This is a genomic window from Levilactobacillus cerevisiae, from assembly GCF_003946245.1.
Taxonomy (GTDB): domain Bacteria; phylum Bacillota; class Bacilli; order Lactobacillales; family Lactobacillaceae; genus Levilactobacillus; species Levilactobacillus cerevisiae.
On record NZ_RHNN01000023.1, the window covers coordinates 16,434 to 35,607 of the forward strand.

At 50.1% G+C, this 19,174-nt stretch carries 16 protein-coding genes; 9 read left to right on the forward strand and 7 right to left on the reverse strand.

The window, feature by feature from the left end; translation table 11 throughout:
- Positions 1 to 2: 2 nt before the first annotated feature.
- Positions 3 to 506 carry an aminoacyl-tRNA deacylase gene (locus tag EKM99_RS11110; RefSeq protein WP_125583493.1) on the reverse strand — a complete coding sequence of 168 codons (504 nt, stop codon included), beginning with the start codon at positions 504 to 506 and terminating at the stop codon, positions 3 to 5.
- 185 nt (positions 507 to 691) lie between these two features.
- Here EKM99_RS11110 and EKM99_RS11115 point away from each other — a divergent pair, with 185 nt between their 5' ends.
- From EKM99_RS11115 to EKM99_RS11125, 3 genes are all read left to right on the forward strand, one after another.
- The gene (locus tag EKM99_RS11115) at positions 692 to 1,417 is read left to right on the forward strand and encodes a GntR family transcriptional regulator (protein WP_125583494.1); all 726 of its coding nucleotides are present in this window, start codon (positions 692 to 694) and stop codon (positions 1,415 to 1,417) included.
- A gap of 296 nt (positions 1,418 to 1,713) precedes the next feature.
- A complete protein-coding gene (locus EKM99_RS11120; RefSeq protein ID WP_125583495.1) occupies positions 1,714 to 4,098 on the forward strand; it encodes a phosphoketolase family protein in 2,385 nt (794 codons plus the stop codon).
- 289 nt (positions 4,099 to 4,387) lie between these two features.
- A complete protein-coding gene (locus tag EKM99_RS11125; RefSeq protein WP_225419842.1) occupies positions 4,388 to 5,068 on the forward strand; it encodes a matrixin family metalloprotease in 681 nt (226 codons plus the stop codon).
- 700 nt (positions 5,069 to 5,768) lie between these two features.
- Here the strand turns inward: EKM99_RS11125 and EKM99_RS11130 are convergent.
- Positions 5,769 to 7,151: an MDR family MFS transporter gene (locus EKM99_RS11130; RefSeq protein WP_125583527.1), complete on the reverse strand. Its 1,383-nt coding sequence runs from the start codon at positions 7,149 to 7,151 to the stop codon at positions 5,769 to 5,771.
- Positions 7,152 to 7,247: 96 nt separating this feature from the next.
- On the opposite strand from EKM99_RS11130, the gene EKM99_RS11135 reads away from it, so the two are divergent.
- A complete protein-coding gene (locus EKM99_RS11135) occupies positions 7,248 to 7,835 on the forward strand; it encodes a TetR/AcrR family transcriptional regulator (protein ID WP_125583496.1) in 588 nt (195 codons plus the stop codon).
- A gap of 54 nt (positions 7,836 to 7,889) precedes the next feature.
- On the opposite strand, the gene greA is transcribed toward EKM99_RS11135, so the two are convergent.
- Positions 7,890 to 8,372, reverse strand: coding sequence for a transcription elongation factor GreA (gene greA, locus EKM99_RS11140; RefSeq protein WP_125583497.1), 483 nt, complete (start codon positions 8,370 to 8,372; stop codon positions 7,890 to 7,892).
- 85 nt (positions 8,373 to 8,457) lie between these two features.
- On the opposite strand from greA, the gene EKM99_RS11145 reads away from it, so the two are divergent.
- From EKM99_RS11145 to EKM99_RS11160, 4 genes are all read left to right on the forward strand, one after another.
- Positions 8,458 to 8,886, forward strand: coding sequence for a hypothetical protein (locus EKM99_RS11145; RefSeq protein ID WP_125583498.1), 429 nt, complete (start codon positions 8,458 to 8,460; stop codon positions 8,884 to 8,886).
- Between the two features lie 516 nt (positions 8,887 to 9,402).
- On the forward strand, positions 9,403 to 10,167 hold the full coding sequence (locus EKM99_RS11150; RefSeq protein WP_225419843.1) for a response regulator transcription factor: 765 nt from the start codon (positions 9,403 to 9,405) through the stop codon (positions 10,165 to 10,167).
- Between the two features lie 64 nt (positions 10,168 to 10,231).
- Positions 10,232 to 11,497 carry an ATP-binding protein gene (locus EKM99_RS11155; RefSeq protein WP_125583528.1) on the forward strand — a complete coding sequence of 422 codons (1,266 nt, stop codon included), beginning with the start codon at positions 10,232 to 10,234 and terminating at the stop codon, positions 11,495 to 11,497.
- A gap of 4 nt (positions 11,498 to 11,501) precedes the next feature.
- Entirely contained in the window at positions 11,502 to 12,827 is a 1,326-nt protein-coding gene (locus EKM99_RS11160) for a sensor histidine kinase (protein WP_125583500.1), read from the forward strand.
- Positions 12,828 to 13,763: 936 nt separating this feature from the next.
- Here EKM99_RS11160 and EKM99_RS11165 read toward each other — a convergent pair.
- The 3 genes from EKM99_RS11165 to EKM99_RS11175 form a co-directional block, all read right to left on the reverse strand.
- Positions 13,764 to 14,654 (reverse strand): RluA family pseudouridine synthase, encoded by an 891-nt coding sequence (locus EKM99_RS11165; protein ID WP_125583501.1) that lies wholly within the window; start codon positions 14,652 to 14,654, stop codon positions 13,764 to 13,766.
- Between the two features lie 65 nt (positions 14,655 to 14,719).
- Positions 14,720 to 15,175 (reverse strand): universal stress protein, encoded by a 456-nt coding sequence (locus tag EKM99_RS11170; RefSeq protein ID WP_125583502.1) that lies wholly within the window; start codon positions 15,173 to 15,175, stop codon positions 14,720 to 14,722.
- Between the two features lie 201 nt (positions 15,176 to 15,376).
- Positions 15,377 to 15,943 (reverse strand): cation transporter, encoded by a 567-nt coding sequence (locus EKM99_RS11175; RefSeq protein ID WP_225419844.1) that lies wholly within the window; start codon positions 15,941 to 15,943, stop codon positions 15,377 to 15,379.
- Positions 15,944 to 16,606: 663 nt separating this feature from the next.
- Between EKM99_RS11175 and EKM99_RS11180 the strand changes: the two genes are divergently transcribed.
- Positions 16,607 to 17,281 carry a hypothetical protein gene (locus tag EKM99_RS11180; RefSeq protein ID WP_125583503.1) on the forward strand — a complete coding sequence of 225 codons (675 nt, stop codon included), beginning with the start codon at positions 16,607 to 16,609 and terminating at the stop codon, positions 17,279 to 17,281.
- Positions 17,282 to 17,300: 19 nt separating this feature from the next.
- On the opposite strand, the gene EKM99_RS11185 is transcribed toward EKM99_RS11180, so the two are convergent.
- Complete coding sequence (locus EKM99_RS11185) at positions 17,301 to 19,109, reverse strand: oligopeptide ABC transporter substrate-binding protein (protein WP_125583504.1); 1,809 nt, start codon at positions 19,107 to 19,109, stop codon at positions 17,301 to 17,303.
- Between the last annotated feature and the right edge of the window lie 65 nt (positions 19,110 to 19,174).

A 19,174-nucleotide genomic window follows, 5' to 3' on the forward strand; every position in this document is an offset into this window, starting at 1 on the left:
GCCTACTCCAGCAGGTCGGTGAACGTGCCGTGGACCAGCGTTGCCAGGGCCGTTGCATCGACTTCGACTGACCGACCAATTTGGCCAGAAGAAACTAAAATCTGACCCTGTTCCTGCGCCGTGGTATCAAAATAAATGGGTAAGTGGCTCTTTTCCCAAATGCCCACGGGCGTGTTGGCGCCGTGTTCGTAACCGGTTGTCTTGACCAAGTTCTTCAATGGCACCATATCAACTTTTTTATTACCGGATGCCTTGGCCAATTTTTTTTCGTCCAAGTGTTCGTCAATCGGCAAGACGCCAACTACGGGACCGGTCGTTGGGCCGCTCAACACCAGTGTCTTGTAGATGTGGTGTTCGTCGACGTCTTCGTGGTCCACCTCCAACTGGGCCACGTCGCCTTCCGTGTGGGTAGCGAACTCGAACTGTTTGTACGTGATTTTATTCTTGTCTAAAATTTGTTCGACCAACGTTTTGTGTAGCCGTTTACCTTTTTTCTTTTTAGCCATGGGACTCACCTTTCAAAAATAAAATTGGACCGCACTTTAAAAATAAATGGACCGGTTGTTTTCTGATAAAAGAAGACACCGCCAGCAAAACCTGTTATACTCTATCAGAGAGTATACTGGTGGTGCTGGTCGATTCGAAAATCAGCACATAACGACGTCTAGTTAAAGAGTTATGAGGAGATATCATGGCAGATTTAGTCTATCGACAAGTGATGCGGGACTTAAAACATCGTATCCATCAAAATGAATTTCCCAATAAACGGTTGCCAGACGAGCGGAGCCTCAGCGAAGCGTACGGTGTGAGTCGTAGCTCGGTGAAGCGGGCCCTCAGCATTCTGGCGAACCAGGGATTGATTTTTAAAAAGCGCGGTTCTGGCACCTTCATTAACCCATTATATATGAAAAACCAAACAATTTTTCAATATGAGGGGTCAAATTTAGGAATTACTGACAGTATGAAATCGGGCGGGAAGACCCCGGGCATTCGCCTGCTAAGTTTTAACGTGGTCCCCGCCAACAAAGAAATCCAACAAGACCTGTTTCTGGACGAGGGCGACTTCGTTTACGAAATCAAGCGGCTACGGTTGTTTGACGACAAGCCGTTCATGATTGAAACCGGATATATTCCGATTAAAATTGCGCCGAACCTTTCGCAAGCCACGGTCTCGGATTCCATTTTCAACTACCTGGAAAGCCAAGACAAGGTCGTGACCAAGTCCTTCATGTCGATTCAGGCCCAACCCTCAACGGCGGAGGATCAGGAGCTCTTGCACCTGAAACCCGTTGAGCCCGTTGGCATCATGGAAGGGATTTTCTTCCTCGATGATGGCACGCCGTTTGAAGTCTCTAACATGCGGCTACACTATCAGTATTTGAACTATAACACCTTTGTTTCCCTAGATGAAGAATAATGTTTGTTGGGCGCTGAACTAGCCGACCTAAAAACGAAGCTCGAGACGACTGCTCTCGGGCTTTTTCTGTTGTTTCGGTAGGGATAGTTGGTACGAGCGAGGACAGCAAATATCGAGTTGGTTCACTTTTTAAACAAATTGATACGGTCCAATTGTCTAAAAGGTTGACTTTTTCTGGAAACAGCCTATGATAGGGGGTGTAAAAAACATCCCGGTACTCACTACGAGGTAAATTTTACACATTTTCTATCAACTAGATGATGCAGTTACGAATTCAAAGAAGGAGTGTTAATTACATGGCAAATGCAGACTTCGACTCCAAAGCTTACTTGGAAGGCGTTGACAAGTACTGGCGTGCAGCGAACTACCTGTCAGTCGGTCAGTTATTTTTGCGTGACAACCCGTTATTGAAGCGTGACTTAACCTCTGATGATGTAAAGATTAAGCCAATTGGTCACTGGGGGACAATCGTTTCCCAAAACTTTATTTACGCGCACTTAAACCGGGCAATCTTAAAGTATAACCTGAACATGTTCTATATTGAAGGTTCAGGTCACGGTGGCCAAGTGATGGTCTCTAACTCGTATCTTGATGGTAGTTACAGTGAAATTTATCCAAACATTTCTCAAGACGAAGCTGGTTTGAAGCGTTTATTCAAGCAATTTTCCTTCCCAGGTGGTGTGGCTTCTCACGCTGCTCCCGAAACACCAGGTTCTATCCATGAAGGTGGGGAACTCGGTTACAGCCTTTCTCACGGGACTGGTGCCATTTTGGATAACCCAGACGTTATCGCCGCCGTTGAAATCGGTGATGGTGAATCTGAAACGGGTCCATTGGCCACTTCATGGTTCTCAGACAAATTTATTAACCCAATCAAAGACGGGGCTGTTTTACCCATCATTAACATGAACGGGTTTAAGATTTCTAACCCAACCATCCTATCACGGATGTCCGACGAAGACTTAACCAAGTACTTTGAAGGTATGGGCTGGGATCCTCACTTTGTTGAAATTGATGAAAACGAAAAAGACTTCACGCGAGTTCATGAAGACATGGCCAAAACCATGGATACGGTTATTCCTGAAATCAAGGAAATCCAAAAGCACGCTCGTGAAAACAACGATGACTCTTTGCCAAATTGGCCAATGATCATCTTCCGTTCTCCTAAGGGCTGGACTGGTCCTAAGGCTGACCTGGATGGCAATCCAATCGAAGGCTCCTTCCGTGCGCACCAAGTGCCAATTCCCGTTGCTGCTGGCGACATGGAACACGCTGACATGCTGGTCAACTGGTTGAAGTCTTACAAGCCAGAGGAACTCTTCAATGAAGACGGTTCTATCAAGCAAGAAATCCGTGACATGGCGCCTAAGGGCGAACAACGGATGGCCATGAACCCAATCACCAATGGCGGGATCAAGCCGGAACCATTGAAGCTCCCCGACTATAAGAAGTACGCGGTCGACACCACCGAACACGGCAAGACGATTGCACAAGACATGTTAGTTTGGTCAAAGTATTTGGCCGACATCATGAAATTGAACCCGAACAACTTCCGCGGCTTTGGGCCTGACGAAACCAAGTCTAACCGGCTCTACGCTGCGTTGGATTATGGGAAACGTCAATGGATGGAAGACATTCATGAACCAAATGATGAAAACATGGCGCACGAAGGCCGGATCATCGACTCACAACTGTCCGAACACCAAGCTGAAGGCTGGTTGGAAGGTTACGTTTTGACTGGTCGTCATGGTTTCTTCGCCACCTACGAATCATTCGGTCGCGTCGTGGATTCTATGTTGACGCAACACTTCAAGTGGTTACGCAAGGCCGCTGAACAAGACTGGCGTCACGACTATCCATCCTTGAACTTCGTGGATACGTCGACTGTCTTCCAGCAAGACCATAACGGTTATACCCACCAAGATCCTGGGATGTTGACCCACTTGGCTGAAAAGAAGCCAGCGTTCATCCGTGAATACTTGCCAGCCGACGCTAACACCTTGTTGGCCGTGGGTGACGTTGCGTTCCGGAGTCGCGAAAAGATTAACTTAATCGTCACTTCCAAGCATCCGCGTCCACAATGGTTCTCCATTGATGAAGCCACGAACCTGGTTCACAATGGGTTGGGCTACATTGACTGGGCATCTACGGACCAGGGTCAAGAACCTGATATCGTCTTTGCTGCAGCCGGAACTGAACCAACCTGGGAATCATTAGCCGCCATTTCCTTATTGCACGACGAGTTCCCTGAAATGAAGATTCGCTTCATTAACGTGGTTGATTTGCTCAAGTTGCGTTCACCTAAGTTGGATCCTCGTGGGATTTCTGACGAAGACTTTGATCGTCTGTTTACCACGAACAAGCCAATCATCTTTGCCTTCCATGGCTTTGAAGACCTGGTTAAGGATCTCTTCTTCGACCGTCACAACCACAACGTTTACGTTCATGGTTACCGTGAAAATGGGGATATCACGACCCCATTTGATATGCGTGTCCTGAACCAGTTGGACCGTTATGACTTGGCTAAGGAAGCCGTTAACGCCATTGATTCTTATGCCGTTAAGGGTGCCTACTTCGTTCAACGCATGGACGACATGGTTGCTAAGCACAATGCTTACATCCGTGAAGTCGGGACTGACTTGCCAGAAGTTGAAAACTGGCAATGGAAGCCATTGAAATAAATTTCTAAAATAACAATCACTGACGCTCGACTGGTCTTAACGGACTGGTCGGGCGTTTTTTGGCTCCAGTTAAGTGGCGACTTTGAAACGCGGGTTGGGCGGTTCAAAGCGAGGTCCAAGACTGCTCTTTGGCTTGGGCCGTCCTGCCCACAGCGTTCCGGCCTAAATTTGGCGAATGGTAAGCCGGCAGGATTAAACGATGTTACCAATTAGAAGGCGGCCTATGATTCGACGAGCCAATGTGGTATAACTGGTAAATGGTTAATTTCTTGAAAAGATAGGGGACGACATGATGCGCTGGCGTCGGGGAGTATTACTGAGTGTTTTAGTAGTTTTATTATTAGTGGGGATTGGCTACCGCAGCGGACGGGTGCCCCAGTTAACGGCCACCATTGACCGCTACCGCAACGATTTGACCGCGTTGGTGAGCCCCCACGACCGGGTAATCACGCACGCCGCTTCGGTCAAGGTACCCAAGAATGCGACGCCCGTCGTCGATATCGTGCAGGGAGTGGGCCTGTCCAAAACGTACTATTATCGCTACAGCGACCAGCTTTCCGCCAACGGTAAACAGGTCTTTGCGGACGCCGTGAAGGTCTACAACCAGACAGGCATCGTCCATTTGGTGGCGGGCTCGGGCTGGTCCGGCGCGGGGCACAACCAGATTACGTTTTCCGTTTATCACAAACGCATGAGCCAGCAGGCCACCACGGTGGAGCTGGGGCACGGTGGCCCGGAAATCATTCAAACCAGCGATGGTTGGGGAACAGACAGCGTGAATCATGCGGAGGCCAGTCTCAATGGGGATTACTCGGCAGCCTACAGCGATGCCGTCGCAATCCACGAACTGGGCCACGCACTGGGACTTGATCACAGTAAGTCCCACAAGTCCGTGATGTACCCGATGGCGCCCGGGAAGACCCACTTGTCGGCGGGCGACCTGACCAGCTTGAAGCTGATTTACGGCTAAATGCTGGGTGGGTTTGCTGGTAAATGTCTGGCGAGTCGGTATACTGAAGCTGTCAGGGAAACAGCTTAATGGCCAGTTCCTTGATAGCTAGCCGTTGAGAAACATGGTAACTGATTAAGTTCGACTCATATTGCAAGTCTTCCCTAACCGGCTAAAGTTAGAGGGAAGGCTTATTTTTTATGATTTTGATTATCATGCCAAACCTGGTAGAGAAACACTACCAAGGCCAACAGGAACGATAACCAACTAACCATTCTGGACGTTCCTTTGCTAGATTTTTGCATCATGCCAATCTCCGGTGTGGCTGAAAATGGTGTCGAAAGTCGCCTCCAGGATGGTGAAAATGGGATTGGAACGCTGTGGGCGGACGGCAGAAGCCAGAGTGCGGTCTTCTGCCTTACTTTGAGCCTCTGGGATACGAGTCTCAAAGCTACCAATTGCCTAAGTGGCCAAGACCGCCACTAAGGCAATTCCCACGGCTAAACCCATTTTCACCATCCTTGCGGCTAACACGGATTTTGCCAACAACGGTTATTGGCAGTCTGGGTTGGTGGCTTGAATTTAAAAGTGATGTGCTATGTAAAAAGCGCTACAGTGTCAGTCGTCTGAAGGCGATTGTACATTGTAGCGCTTTTTGTTAACAGGTAATGATACACATCTGAGAGCTTCGCAATTCAGCGCCAAGGTCAGGAGAGTACACCTATTTAGCACGGCGCCCATGGCTCAAGAACCAAGCCGGGATCGCAGTAACCGCAATGAAGCCGACCGACCACATGAAGGCCGTCTGGTAAGCCACGTTGAGGCCGACGCTCGGGAGTTCGTGTTGGATAATGGTGGCGAGGACGGCTGTCCCCATGGCGCCGCCGATATTTTGGAGCATCCGGGTAGCCGTCGTGGCCTCGGCAATCAGCTGTTTGGATAGGCCGGTGTAGCAGTCAGCCATCACCGGAATCGTGAGGCCGCCCTGGCCAATCCCGCGGACAAACAGAACGGCTAGGACCAACCAGGTACTAGTCTTGGCCGTAAAGAAGACGAAGGGCAGTGTGCCGGCAATCGCCACGACAATGGCGCCCAGGACGACCCAGCGCGCGCCAATGCTATCAGTCAATTTGCCAATCTGACTCCGCGAAACCAGTAGGCCCACCCCTTGTGCAATCAAATACGTCCCGGACCAAACGACGCTGAGGCCGCGGCTATTTTGCAGGTAGAGCGGCAGGAGGAACATGGCGCCGTTGACCGCGATGCCCGATAGCATCAGGATGAGCGTCGAGGCGGCAAAGGTGGGTGACTTGAACAGCTGCAGGCTGACCAACGCCTTCTGTGGCCACAGCCAGGCGTAGAGCACGTAGCCAATTAGGAGGGCGAGCGCCAGCAACAATGGCGTCAAAACCTTAGCCGACGTGAAAGTGGCGCCGGTGCTGAAACGGGTGATGCCAATGATGGCGGCGGTGAAGAGTCCGGCCAGCAGAATCAGGCTAGGCAGGTCGAGGAGCTTCCCGGCTTTCGGCGCGGGGAAGCTCGGCATTTTCCAGGCCAAGAGCGCCAGTGAAATCAGGACGATGGGGATGTTGATCAGGAAGATCCAGTGCCAGTTGCCAACTTCAATCAGGTAGCCGCCAATCGTGGGCCCCAGAATGGGAATTAACACGGCGGGCATGCCAACGATGGCCATCAACTTGCCGAGGCCCTGACTACCAGCCACCTGGACAATTAAGGTGGTGATCAGGGGCACGACGACACCGGCGGCCGCCCCCTGAATGATTCGTCCCAGGACTAGTAACGGCAAGGTGTTTGCCCAACTGGAAACAACAGAGCCGACAAGAAAAACGATGAGCGCGTCCAGGTAGAGCCGCTTGCCGTCGTACCAATTGGTTGCCCAGCCAGCGACCGGCACGGTAATCCCGAGGGCCAACACGTAGCTGGTCGTGACCCACTGAACGGCATTGACGGAAACGTTTAACGACTTCATAATGGTAGCTAAGGCAACGTTGGTCATGGTGGTATCTAGAAGGGGTGCGATGGCCCCAATCACCAGGAACAACGCGATTCGAATGATATTTCTAGTGGAATTTTGTTGGTTCATCATGTCACCTGCATTTTCAAATTAGATACGGCCGTATCTTATGTTTGAAAATAGTACACCCCTGGCTGACAAAATACAAGGGAGAACGACCAAACTATGGCAGAAAAGAAAAAAAGGCGGCGCGGGGCCGACCTAGAGAACGCCATTTTAACGGCAGCCTGGGAGCAGTTACAGGCTAAAGGCTACCAGAACGTCACCATTGAAGGGATTGCGGCGGCCGCAGCGACCACCAAGACCGTCCTGTACCGGCGCTGGCCGGACAAGGCCCACTTGGTCATCGCCGCCCTCAGTAAGTTTGGCGACCTGCCCAGTTACCACGTTCCGGCTACCGGCAGTTTACGGAGCGACTTCCTGGACCTCTTTGGCCAAATGGCGACGTTCCTGGCCCAGCTCCAAGGCGAGACTCTCCGCGGCTTACTGGCCGATCGGTTGCAACACCTGGAGTTAGGCGAGCTCTTGAACCACGCCAATGACGGGACGGCCCTCAAAACGTTGGTCCAACCGATGCTGGATCACGCCACGCAGCGCGGTGAAATCAGTCACGCCGATTGGCCAGACCGGGTCATTAATTTGGCCGGTATTTTGCTGATCAACGAAATCATTAGCCGGCAGGACCTAACGGCGACGGCGCAGGTGGAAATGGTGGATGAAATTCTGTTGCCAATCTTTTTGGCACACAACTAAAAAAGTACCGACTAGCGTGAAAACACGGCTAATCAGTACTTTTGGCATGGTATACTATGATGATGGTTGTGTCAGACTGACCGTCACGATTTTGACGTCATAACTGGCGTGGGGCGCCTGGATGGTCACCGTATCACCGGGGTGGTGGCCCAACAAAGCCTTGCCTAGCGGTGAGACGCGGGTGATTTTTCCGGCTTCAAGGTCGCCTTCCTGCGTGCCCACCAGTTGATAGACGTCCTGGTCGTCATCGTCTAGAAAGGCGACGGTGATCCATTTACCAAGTTCGACTTGGTCGTTGGCGGCCGGGTTGACTACCTTGGCGTACTGCAGTTGCTTGTTGAAGAAGCGCAACTGGCTTTCTAAGTGCCGCAAGTCTCGTTTTGCGGCGGAATATTCCGCGTTTTCGGAGAGATCCCCGTGCGCCCGGGCCTCAGCCAAAATCGCAATTTTCTCCGGTCGGTCGGCTTCCAGCGCAGCAATCTTTGCCTGTAAATCCTGGTAGCCCGCCGCCGTAATGGGATTAAAATCTCCTGCCATCAAATCACCTCAAGTATGTATTGGTCTGGGTAAAACACCCACTCCATTCTACCGAACGTTACACGAAAAGAAAAGGAGCACCTTCATGAAACTAACCTTACAGTATTGGTTGAAACAAACTGGGATTGGCCTGATCTTCACGCTGATTTTCCTGTTGCTCGGCCACCTGAATTACGCCCAGTGGCGGCTGATGCCGGGTATCTCAATCGCTGACTGGTACTTTTTACTCTGCCTAGTGTGCTTTGCATTTGCCAAATGGGTGATTCTCGAAGACAACCGGGACGTCCAGGCGCCCACGATTCGCCGTCGCCGGAAGCGGGGCTTGAAGCGAGCCGCGGACGAGACGGCTTCCGTTTATGAAAAAATGGCCAAGCCAGCCAGAGAGCCGCGGTTGCAGGCGGCACCCAAGAGTGCGCTGAAATGGTATTGGCGCGTGTTGTTGGACATTGCGCTTGCCTTCACGAGTCCCTTAATTCTAGGTGGATTCATCACATACTCACTACGACACAATTAAATTGTGTGATTTTTTCAAGCTTTAACGTGCATAAAATGACGTTTTTGCCGCTTCCCCTTCGTTCAGGTGAATTCATGTTAAAGTGATAACAGTTGGAAGAGGTCAGTTTTACGGCAACTGATTTTGCTGGTCAATCGGTTAAAGTATACCCGAGTTAGGGCCACAATCGATGGACCGTATCCACTGGTTATCTAATTAGAATCGTCGGCCTGACAGCCTGTCAGTGTGTGTGTCGTAACTTAGGTTAACGGGTTTTTGTTTCACCAATGAGCTAAAGAGTAAGTGGTGGTTATTGGAGGCCTAAGGATACGACGAGTTAGAACTTGGGGGAGTGCTAATTTTGCCGGCAAGGAATTAAATAATCCATTTAGAAAAGGGCTACCAACGGCGGTGGTTCCTTTTTTTTCGTCATTTTAGCGAACAACCTGGAGAGACCGTGGCAAAACGATTGCAAACCAGTCATTTTCAAGGTACATTAGTGGGTAATAGGTACGGTATAAAACTGGTTGAAAGGGTGTGATAGTTGTGTTGGCCGTTTACCTTTGTGAAGATAATCCGGAACAACTGAAGCATTATACGGATGTCGTGCAGCGCTACATCATGATCAATGACTATGACATGCAGGTGGCCTTAGCGACGCCTAGTCCGGCGGCGTTACTAGCCGACTTAAAAGCTAACCCACCTGAGTATGCGTTATTTTTCCTCGACATTGAATTTCCAGCGGAGGACACGTCGGGCTTGGAAACGGCAATCGCGATTCGCCAGCGGCTGGGGTTCGCTGAGATTGTCTTCGTGACGACCCACTCCGAAATGGCGTTGCTCACCTTCGAACGTAAGGTGGAACCCATGGACTTCATTGTCAAGGACGTGGGGCGCGAGCAGATCGATCAAAAATTACGAGAAAACGTGGATTATGGCTATGAACGCTATACCAATTACTTAAGCAATACGGAAAACCTCTTTAGTTATACGATTGGTGGCCGGGAATTCAGCCTGCCCATGGGGGACGTCTACTTTGTGGCGACCGCGGAGACCCCACACAAGGTCACGGTGCACGCCGCCAATCAGCTAGTTGAATTTCCGGGATTTTTAAAGGACATTGCCGACCAGTACCCCGACCTTTACCGCACGGACAAGAGTTTCCTGGTGAACCTGGATAACGTCAGCGGGATTGACGAGACCAATCGGCGGCTGAGTTTTCCCAATGGGGACCAAACGGATGTGGCCACCCGGCGGTTTCATGAGGTGAAAACGCTAGTTCAGAAACATTTGAAGTCTTGAGAGGGTGACAGTCGTGCCAATCTTTGAAACGCATTTTTGGATAAACTTTGTGCTGGCTGTCACTATGCAATGGTTTATCACGCTCTGGATTGGAGTTATTCGGCCACAAAACTGGAAATTACCTCTGAAATGGATGGGGTGGGCGCTGATCCCCGCCGTGATTGGCCAATCTTGGGCGTTGATGTTGCCGCCAGTGAGTGCCTTGCTGTACTTGCGGCATCACCGACCGAAAATGACGCTGATCTTTGTCAACGCGACCATCGTGATTTATTTGGTGGTCGTACTGATCAACGATGTTATGCGTGCCGTCACAACTGAAATCTTCGGCGATACCACCAGTCAGGCCCCTTGGTTTATTGCCGGTCGACTGGTCTTTCAGGTCGTCATTTATAGCTTGTTTTCCCTGGCCGTTACCGGGATGCGACTTCAACCGGGGAACCTGGAGCGCTTGGCATTTAGCCGCAAGGAACAGGCGACAGTCACGGTGTTACTCGGCAGCCTCGCCGTGTTGGCCCAACTGTCGTCAATCATGATTCACCGCTTGGATATCAGTCACGCGATGATGACGTTTGCGCTCAGTATTGAACTGGTGATGATTCTCCTTATCAGTACCAGCTTGTTCATCTTTTTGCAAAGCTTTTTCCACCGGCAACGGGTGCGCGCCTTGTATCAGGAGACCCTGTTACGGACGCGCTATGACCGCCGTATTTCGGATCAAGTCCGGGCCATTCGGGAGTTCAAACAGATCTACCAAAAGCAGATGCTTCGCCTGGGCGACTACCTGGACGCCGAGGACTACGCGGGGCTGACGGCCTACTACCAAACATTGAACTCACGGTGGCAAGCGACCAGTCAGCTGGCCGGATTGGAAGAGGAGGGTCTGCAGCGACTGAACGACCCGGCTTTAAAGAGCCTACTGTTTCAAAAGCTATTGGCCGCACAAAATAAGGGCCGCACGCTGCGCCTGGAAATTCCCGATCCCGTACGGTCGCTACCGATGAATAGTGTGCGCTTACTGCGAGTAGCTGGAATCCTGCTGGATAATGCGCTGGAAGCTGCACCGGTAGCCAGCCAACCGGACATTTATTGTGCCATTTTGGATTATCCAGATGCTATAGAATTTTCCGTAGCCAATCCCGTTTTGGCAACGGATCCACCTAAAATTAATCGGTTTATGACAGCGGGTTACACGACCAAGGGCCAGGGCCATGGTCAGGGATTGCGGACCGTTCAAGAAATTGTTGCTGAGACGGACAACGCCTCGTTACAGATTGCTCTCAAGCGCGACATGCTGTACTTCACACTGATTTTAACCAAACCGGGGAGGTGAGCGGATGGTTACGGTAAGTCCTTTGAGCCTAGGAATTGCGGATTACTCCATGGTATTTTGGTTTGTCCTCTTTCAGTACTACTGGTTTCCCGAATTGCTGCCGATGAGACACACGTCACTGTTCTGTGCCCTAGTGGCCGGGGCCTACACACTGATGGACCTGATCAACCCGTTCACTTCGCGCAGTACGTTACTCGGCGCGTTGCCCGTCATCTTGCTATTAGGTTTTGAAATTGGTTTGATGGGTCTGCGCCACCAGTGGCGGTACTTACCGGCTTTTGTTGATGTGGCCATTTTGTCGTATTTGTTAATCGAATTCATTGATATGACGGTGTTGGCGGGGATGATTCCCCTGACCAGTTTGGCGTTTGCCACCAGTTTCTGGGGGACGCTGAGTGAGTTGGTCATTAACAATATTATTTTTGCGCTGATTGGCTCGGGGCTGTGGCTTTCGCGGGCGCCGATGGAAAATTTAATTCAAGACATTCTGGGTCGCTCCATGGAATACGTCTTTTTAGCGTTTATGTCGGTGCTGGGCGTGGTTTATATTTTGTTTGAGTACTCTTTGCAGTCGTTGGATGATTCGGATCACTATCTGATTTTTCTGGCGGGAGTCGCGGGTACGCTAGTCGTTGGGCTGTCGCTGAGCACTTATATGTTGATGCAGACACACTTACAAGCGGCCCATACGCAGCTCCAATCGCAGCAACAGCGTTTTCGGGAACAGTATACAACCGAGCTGAATCGCCAAATGGCGGCCGTGCGGACATTTAGCCATGACTATCAAAACATGTTGTTGGGCCTCGGTGGTTACCTGGAGGATCAGGACTACGCGGGCTTCCGGCAGTTGTATATCGATATTCGTTCGGGCTGGGAAACCAGTAATGCCGCGGACTTAACGATTGAGGATTTGGCCAATGTACCCAACGCGGACCTGCGTTTTCGGCTGTATCACAACTATTTATTGGCGCAGCAAAAGGGCGTGCAACTATTCGTGAAGGTACCGGAACCCTTGACGGCAACAGTGACGACGCTCAAGGACATGGGCCAGATCGTTGATAGCGCTTTGCCGCCAATCTTGCCGATATTAGGGCAACTGACGCCCAACACTGTCACGTTTGAGCTCCGCGAAACGGCAAAAGAGTTGGCGTGGCTTCTGACCTTCCCAGTACCGGGGGATGCCCAATTGGATGGGCATTCGCGAGTGACCTCGGCACAAGGTATATTAGATTTTTCTAATATACATGAGTTGCTGCCGGCTAAAGCGACACTGACCTTACAGCTAAAACTGCATTGGGGGCAATTAACCATCGCACTACCGAAGACATAACGAAAGTGACCGGGGCCTTGGAGTATTCACAAAGTCCGCAGGTAAAATCATTTACAGAATACTTTCGTTCGTTTTAAGGAATTAACTGAAAACGCTTGCATTTCTACAGCCATCTGATATACTAAGTCTTGTAATACCAATCAATCTTTCAGGGAAACCAAAAAATAAAGTGATTTTGCGGGTTCTCGACATTGTGAAATTTCTTTCAATCTTTGAGATTAGAAGAAAATTTGCAGCACAATTAGTTTTAACTAACTAAAAGTGATTTGAATTGCTCAATACTACATATTGAGATTATGGCTGATTTGAGTAACAGCGTATCCTGACTACAAACTGTGATTATGTTGAATGCTCTAATGATGCTAGTGGGAGTCGGAGAGTGGTTACTCCGGCTTTTTTTGTGTAGAGTGCGGAGAGAGCCGTTTAGGTCCTGAGCATTAACGTAGCTAAGGGAATAACCCTGGTCTTGGGTTATTCCCTTAGCTGGGTTAAGCGCAGGGACCTGGCTCTCGTAGCACGTTTCCGAGGCCGCCAGGACCGGGATAGAGACGTGTAGAACCAATCAAACGGTCTAAAGCAAGCCGACTTGAAAGGTAAGCTCCCGAATCTGTTTTTCCTTACGGTGTTAAGCGAACCAGCTCCCATTTCGTATATTTCAAAACTCTATAACTTAGACATAGTTACGCCTAATAAAAATCCCTAAACGAAAAGTGCTACCGGACTCCGCATAGTCCAGTAGCACTTTTTGAGTTCCTCAGGATAAATTCAAAATTCCCCAAATCAATAAGATGGCCAGCAACAGCAGCAAAATAATTAGAGAAACGCGTGGTAGCCAACGCATCGAATCCCCCCTAAACCGCTCAACTGACCCAAGTATAACAATAATAATGGTTAACGGTTGCAATCGTCTAAATCGTCCATTTTTTGACGATAACGCTAATCTTGACTAAATTGGTCAAAATCGGCGGGTACGGGGGCCGTTACGGTCGTTTCATTCTGGTCGAGGGTAAATGGCTGTGGAAACGCTAAACGCCAGCAGTGAAGCCGTAAGCGGTCTTTACTGGGTGGACCGTAGAGCGGATCGCCAATCAGGGGATGGTCAGCGGCGGCTAGGTGGACGCGTAACTGATGGGTCCGGCCGGTTTCCAGCCAGAGTTTCACCAGCGTGGCGTTGGCGCGGTGCTCCAGGGCGGCGTAGTGGGTGACGGCCGATTGGGCGTGCTCGCCGTTGACTAAGCGCTTGCGTTTGTCAGCGGGATCTCGACCAATCGGCTCAGTAAGCGTGCCTTCGCCGGTCAACTTGCCGTGGACCCAAGCGAGATAGGTCCGCTGCACGCGCTTTTCGGCGATGTTGCGCACCATGATGGGCACCACGGCGGGCGTCTTGGTCATCATCAGAGCGCCAGTCGTTTCCTGGTCCAAGCGACTTAAAATGTAGGGGCCAGGTTCGTCCTCTCCCAGATAAGCGGCGACGTGATTCAGCGTAGTGCCGCGCTCCCAGGGTAAATTGGGATGGGTTTTACTGCCGCGCGTCTTATTCACGACGAGCAGGTCGGCAGTTTCGTAGAGCACGCTAACGGTTGCGGCACTGTCGGGGGCGACGTCCGGAAAGGGCTCTTTGAAATCGGTAGGGAGAAACGTCAACGTGACGGTCTCGCCCCCCAATACCGGCTGGTTCATCGAGCGGTAAAGGTCGTTAACCAACACGCGCTGATGGATTCGCAGGTCGTGCACCAGGTGACTGGGGAGCAACCAGGCCGTCAATAGTTGGCGCAGGGATAGGGGCGCTTGATCAGCGGGTAAAGTGATGTGATAGGTCCACGCCATGAGGGAGCTCCTTTCGACAAAAATAAGGCCGGGAACGCGTCCCGACCTTACGTTTAATAACAAAATTACTTAATCGCTTCTGGCTTAACAATCAGCACGTCGCAGATTGCGGAACGACTGACGTAGTTGGTGACAGAGCCGACCATTAACCGTTCAACGGCAGTCAACCCAGTCGAGCCAATCACAATTAATTCTGACTTGTGGTCTGCAGGGAATTCCCGGGCGATAACTGGCTTCGGGTTCCCAAACCGCACGTGGATACTAACGTCAGGGACGCCAGCATCGATGGCTTGTTGCTTCAAGGCGTCGAGTCGATCTTGAACGTCTTGGGAAAGCTTGTAGATGACGTCGCCACTAACGGCACCGCCATAGGTATCACTAAATTGATTGACTTCAAGCACGTTTAAAATGTCTAAGTGTGTGTTGTTACGCTTAGCGACTTCGATTGCTTTTTCTAAGACTGGTTGGGTTGCCTTGGAACCGTCAACGGGAACCAGAATGTTCTTGTATTGTTGTAACATATGGAATGCCACCCCTTCACGAGTCATGTTAAAACTTTACCTTAACTATATCATTTATTACGCAGAGTGTAAGCATTTTATTCCGAAAAGTCTGGATGAAAGGCAATGAAAATGCTGTCATCATGCGCGATTTGAAGAAAGTAAAAAGTTCTGACTTTCACGATTTCGGCTGGAAAGACTTAGAAAAACGCGCAGATTCGACTAAAACTGGCTGATGGGGACGACGGATTGGACGCTTGGTAGGTGGGCAATCGCCATTTGATAGCGTTTCTCCAGGGCCGGATCAAAGTAATCGACCAGGTTGAGGGTACTGTTGCGAAAAATTTTGATACCGGTAAATAGGATATAGCCACCCAGAAGCAGACTGGCCACGCCATCAATCCAACTGGCATGCAACCAGGCGATGCCTAAAATCGTCAGCACGGTCACGAGACTAGTCAAGGCGTCTGTCCAGGAATCCCGGGAGGCCGCGGCTAGCGCGGTGTTAGTCAAAACCTTTGCCCAGTGATGATTGCTCGACCAAAGGCCTAGTAAAACCAGGCTAGAGAGTCCGGCGCCAAGCACTGTGATGCCGGGTCGAATCCGATAGACTGGCCGTTGTACCAACACAACGGTTGCGTTATAGACAATATCACCGGCAATCAGAACCATCACCAGCCCGGCAATCAGGGTGTAGATGGTTTCGAAACGAAAACGGGACTGCTGAATCCGCGGTCCCAGTGCGTGCTGTTCCGCGGGAGAAATTGGTGCGCCCCACAATGTCGTCATCGTCCGTCTTGGCGGCAATGTAGCGGCCGGTCATCAGCAGGCTGGTCGAAAAAAATGCCAGACAGGTTGTTAAAGGCGTCAGCCCGCAAGACCTGGGAATGGCCGAGTTGGGCACAAAAATATTCAACGAGAAAGAGGCCCAAGTACGCCGCCACGTTGGTCCACAGGTGCCGTCGAGCACGGCCTGAGATTGATGACAGCAAGGTGTTGGACGCGTTGCCAATCGTGGGTGTTTTTAGTATTCATATGGGCACCTCCGTTTCGAAGTTTGCTCCCAGTATCTGTCCAAATCAGGTGGTCGAACAGGGAGACAACTTGGTTGGTGCGGTCAACGAATCACCAATAACAAAATAAATATCCGGGTTTTAAATCTAGCCGGTAATTTGACCGATGGGGGTAGTGGTATCAACTCTTAAGCTGGCATAAAAGTCCTTATAAAGGCTGATATAGCAATGATTGTGGGCTTGGGTTATGTGGCTAAATCAAGTATAGTGACCGGTATAGAAAAGAGCGCGAGTGAAGGAGGCACCCCCATGTCAGATGAATCAGGTTTGGAGTGGGTCAACGGTATTTGGATACTCGTGAAGGTTGGTCTGATACTGATCTTTGCCAGTGGTCTGATTTGGCAATTTCGGCATCGGCACAAGTAAGGGAGAGCATGGGATGAGACGAGAAATGTGGGCGTACGGGCAAGAACATTACCGCCGTTTGGTAATTTTGGTGGTTGCATTAATAGTTATTTTGATTGCTGCTGGCTTCCAAATAACCTACCATCTGGCAGTCTTGGGCGACTTAAATCTGTTAGCTTTAATGCTCCCGGGACTGATTCTTAGTACCACTATTTGTGATTGGGAGGTGAAGCGGTCGGCTTGGTCACAGCTGGGATTGGTGTTTGCCGTCAGTACCGGATATTTGATCATTCTTGGTGGTGGCTTATTCGTTTTGCTACAAGTCTTGTGGTCGGGCTCCCTGTTTAGCGGTTCTGCCATCGTGATGGCGTTAGCCTATGGTGGCAGCGCGGCCTTTAAAGGCCTGGGACTGTTTTGGCTGTTACTGGTGAGCCTGGGGACCCTGCAATTGATTGTGGGGCTGTACTATCGCCGCTTGCCAGCCATTGTATCTTGTATCGTTCCCTTTGTTGGGCTGGCCTATCACGGAATTACCTCGTTAACGGCGGTTCCTTGGAGCTACGCCGGTATCCTAGCAGCTGAATTCTTGGTGGCGGCGCCAATCTTGACGGTAATGGGGACTGCAGGAATCGTGGTCACGTACCTTTATCTGGCGGCACACAAAAACCGCCGAATCCCGAAAGATTCGACGGTTCATCTGAACGAGTAAGTTCACGCGATTTTAGAGATTATTTCAAGCTTGAAGAGGTCAAACTTAAGTTGCTCCAGAATTCAGTGTTCTTAGGACTCATATCGAAGCCCTTAACCCGCTTGTTGACTGGACCCCAGTTGTAACTGAAGGAACCAGGTGCGACAGCGGCTTGATCGTTCATGTATTCTTGCCACTTCTTGAAGGCGTTGGCACGGTAAGTTTCGTTCCAGGCCTTGTTGTTGTTCATGTCATTCATAAGTTGCGTGTTCTTCTTAGAAACAAAGTGACCCATGTTGTAGGCAGCATCTTCACCGTAGAGTTGCGTTGGCGTAGGTTCTGATGACAAGCCCCATGCAGCGGCGTAAACGTCAATCTTGCTTTGCTTTGGTGATTGTAACGTGGAGTAGAAGCTGTTCATTTCCATCGTCTTACCACCAGTGAATTGCACGTTCAAGCCAACCTTGTGCCATTGTTGCAGGTAATCTTGGTATTCAGCAGCTTGAGCTGAAGTCCCAGTCATGGCACCGAAGTAGATGGTTAACTTCTTGCCATTTGGATCAGAACGCCACTTGCTACCGTTACGCTTCTTGTAACCAGCGTCAGTCAGTAACTTGTTAGCTTTCTTGATGTTCAAGTTGTAACCCTTAGCAGTAGAGTCGTAGTACTTGCTGAAGATTGGTGGAATCAAGGTGTTCGCACGCCAAGTAACCCCGTAACCAAACTTCTTCGTAACGGCATCCAGGTTCAGGGCGTACATCATAGCTTGACGTAAGCTCTTGTTTGCCATCTTGCTGTTCTTGTCCATAACGTTCTTTTGGGTCTTGGTGTCGTAGTGACCAACGTTGAAACCAAAGTAGTCGTAAGAAAGGGCAGGTTGACCAACCAGCTTGTAGTTCTTAACACTCTTCAGTTGCTTGTAGTCGGTCCCATGCATAACAGAACCAGGAACGGTAAAGTCGTACTTGCCAGATTGGATGGCCTTGTCAATGTTGTTAGAAGAAACCACGTTGATGCTGATGTGCTTGATTTGTGGTGTCTTGCCGTAGTAGTACTTGTTAGGAGACCAAGTGGTTGATTCACCTTCAACGACCTTATCCAACTTGTAAGCACCCGTGAAGATTGGGTTCTTCCGAACTTGGCTGGATGAAGCTAACTTCGCAATTGAGACGTTCTTGATGTATTCGTAAGGTTCAACGGTGCTCCAGATGAAGGAGTTACCGGAATATTGCATAGCTGGCGTAACTTTCGTTAAGTGAATAACGACAGAACGGCCCTTTTGACCGTCTGGATAGGTGATCCCAGAGATGGTGTTGGACTTACCAGTATGGTAGGCTGCCATCCCCTTGATAGCGTTAAAGTCAGCAGAATATTGTTGAGAAGTTGTCTTAGGGTTTGCGATAACTTCGTAGGCGTATTCAATATCTTTAGCGGTTACCTTAGAACCGTTAGACCACTTAGCATCGCTCCGTAAGGTGATGGTAACGGTCTTGTTCTTCCGGCTGATTCTTTGGTTAGCCAGGCCACCGTCGATAATCTTGTAGTTCTTATCAACATTGAACAGGGCGTCACCGCCACCAGGATTGAAGACATCTTGATCTTCAGAGTTGGTAGCTAAGACCATATCAGAGATCCCTTGGAATGGTGAGTCGTTAGGTTCTGCGACCTTCAATGTACTATTCTTAGTGGCTGATGCATCAGTAGCTTTCGTGTTCTTATAAGTTGGTGACAACTTCACGGAAGCAGTCGTCCCACTAGTGCTGGATGAACTCTTGTTGCTGGAACATGCAGCGAGGCTGACAGTCGCTAAGACCGCCATCGCTGACAATACGAGCTTTTTCTTATCCATGCTATGTTTCCCCCTTGATTTTTAGAATCCTCATGATCACACCGGTTGGTTCCCCTCAGAATCGA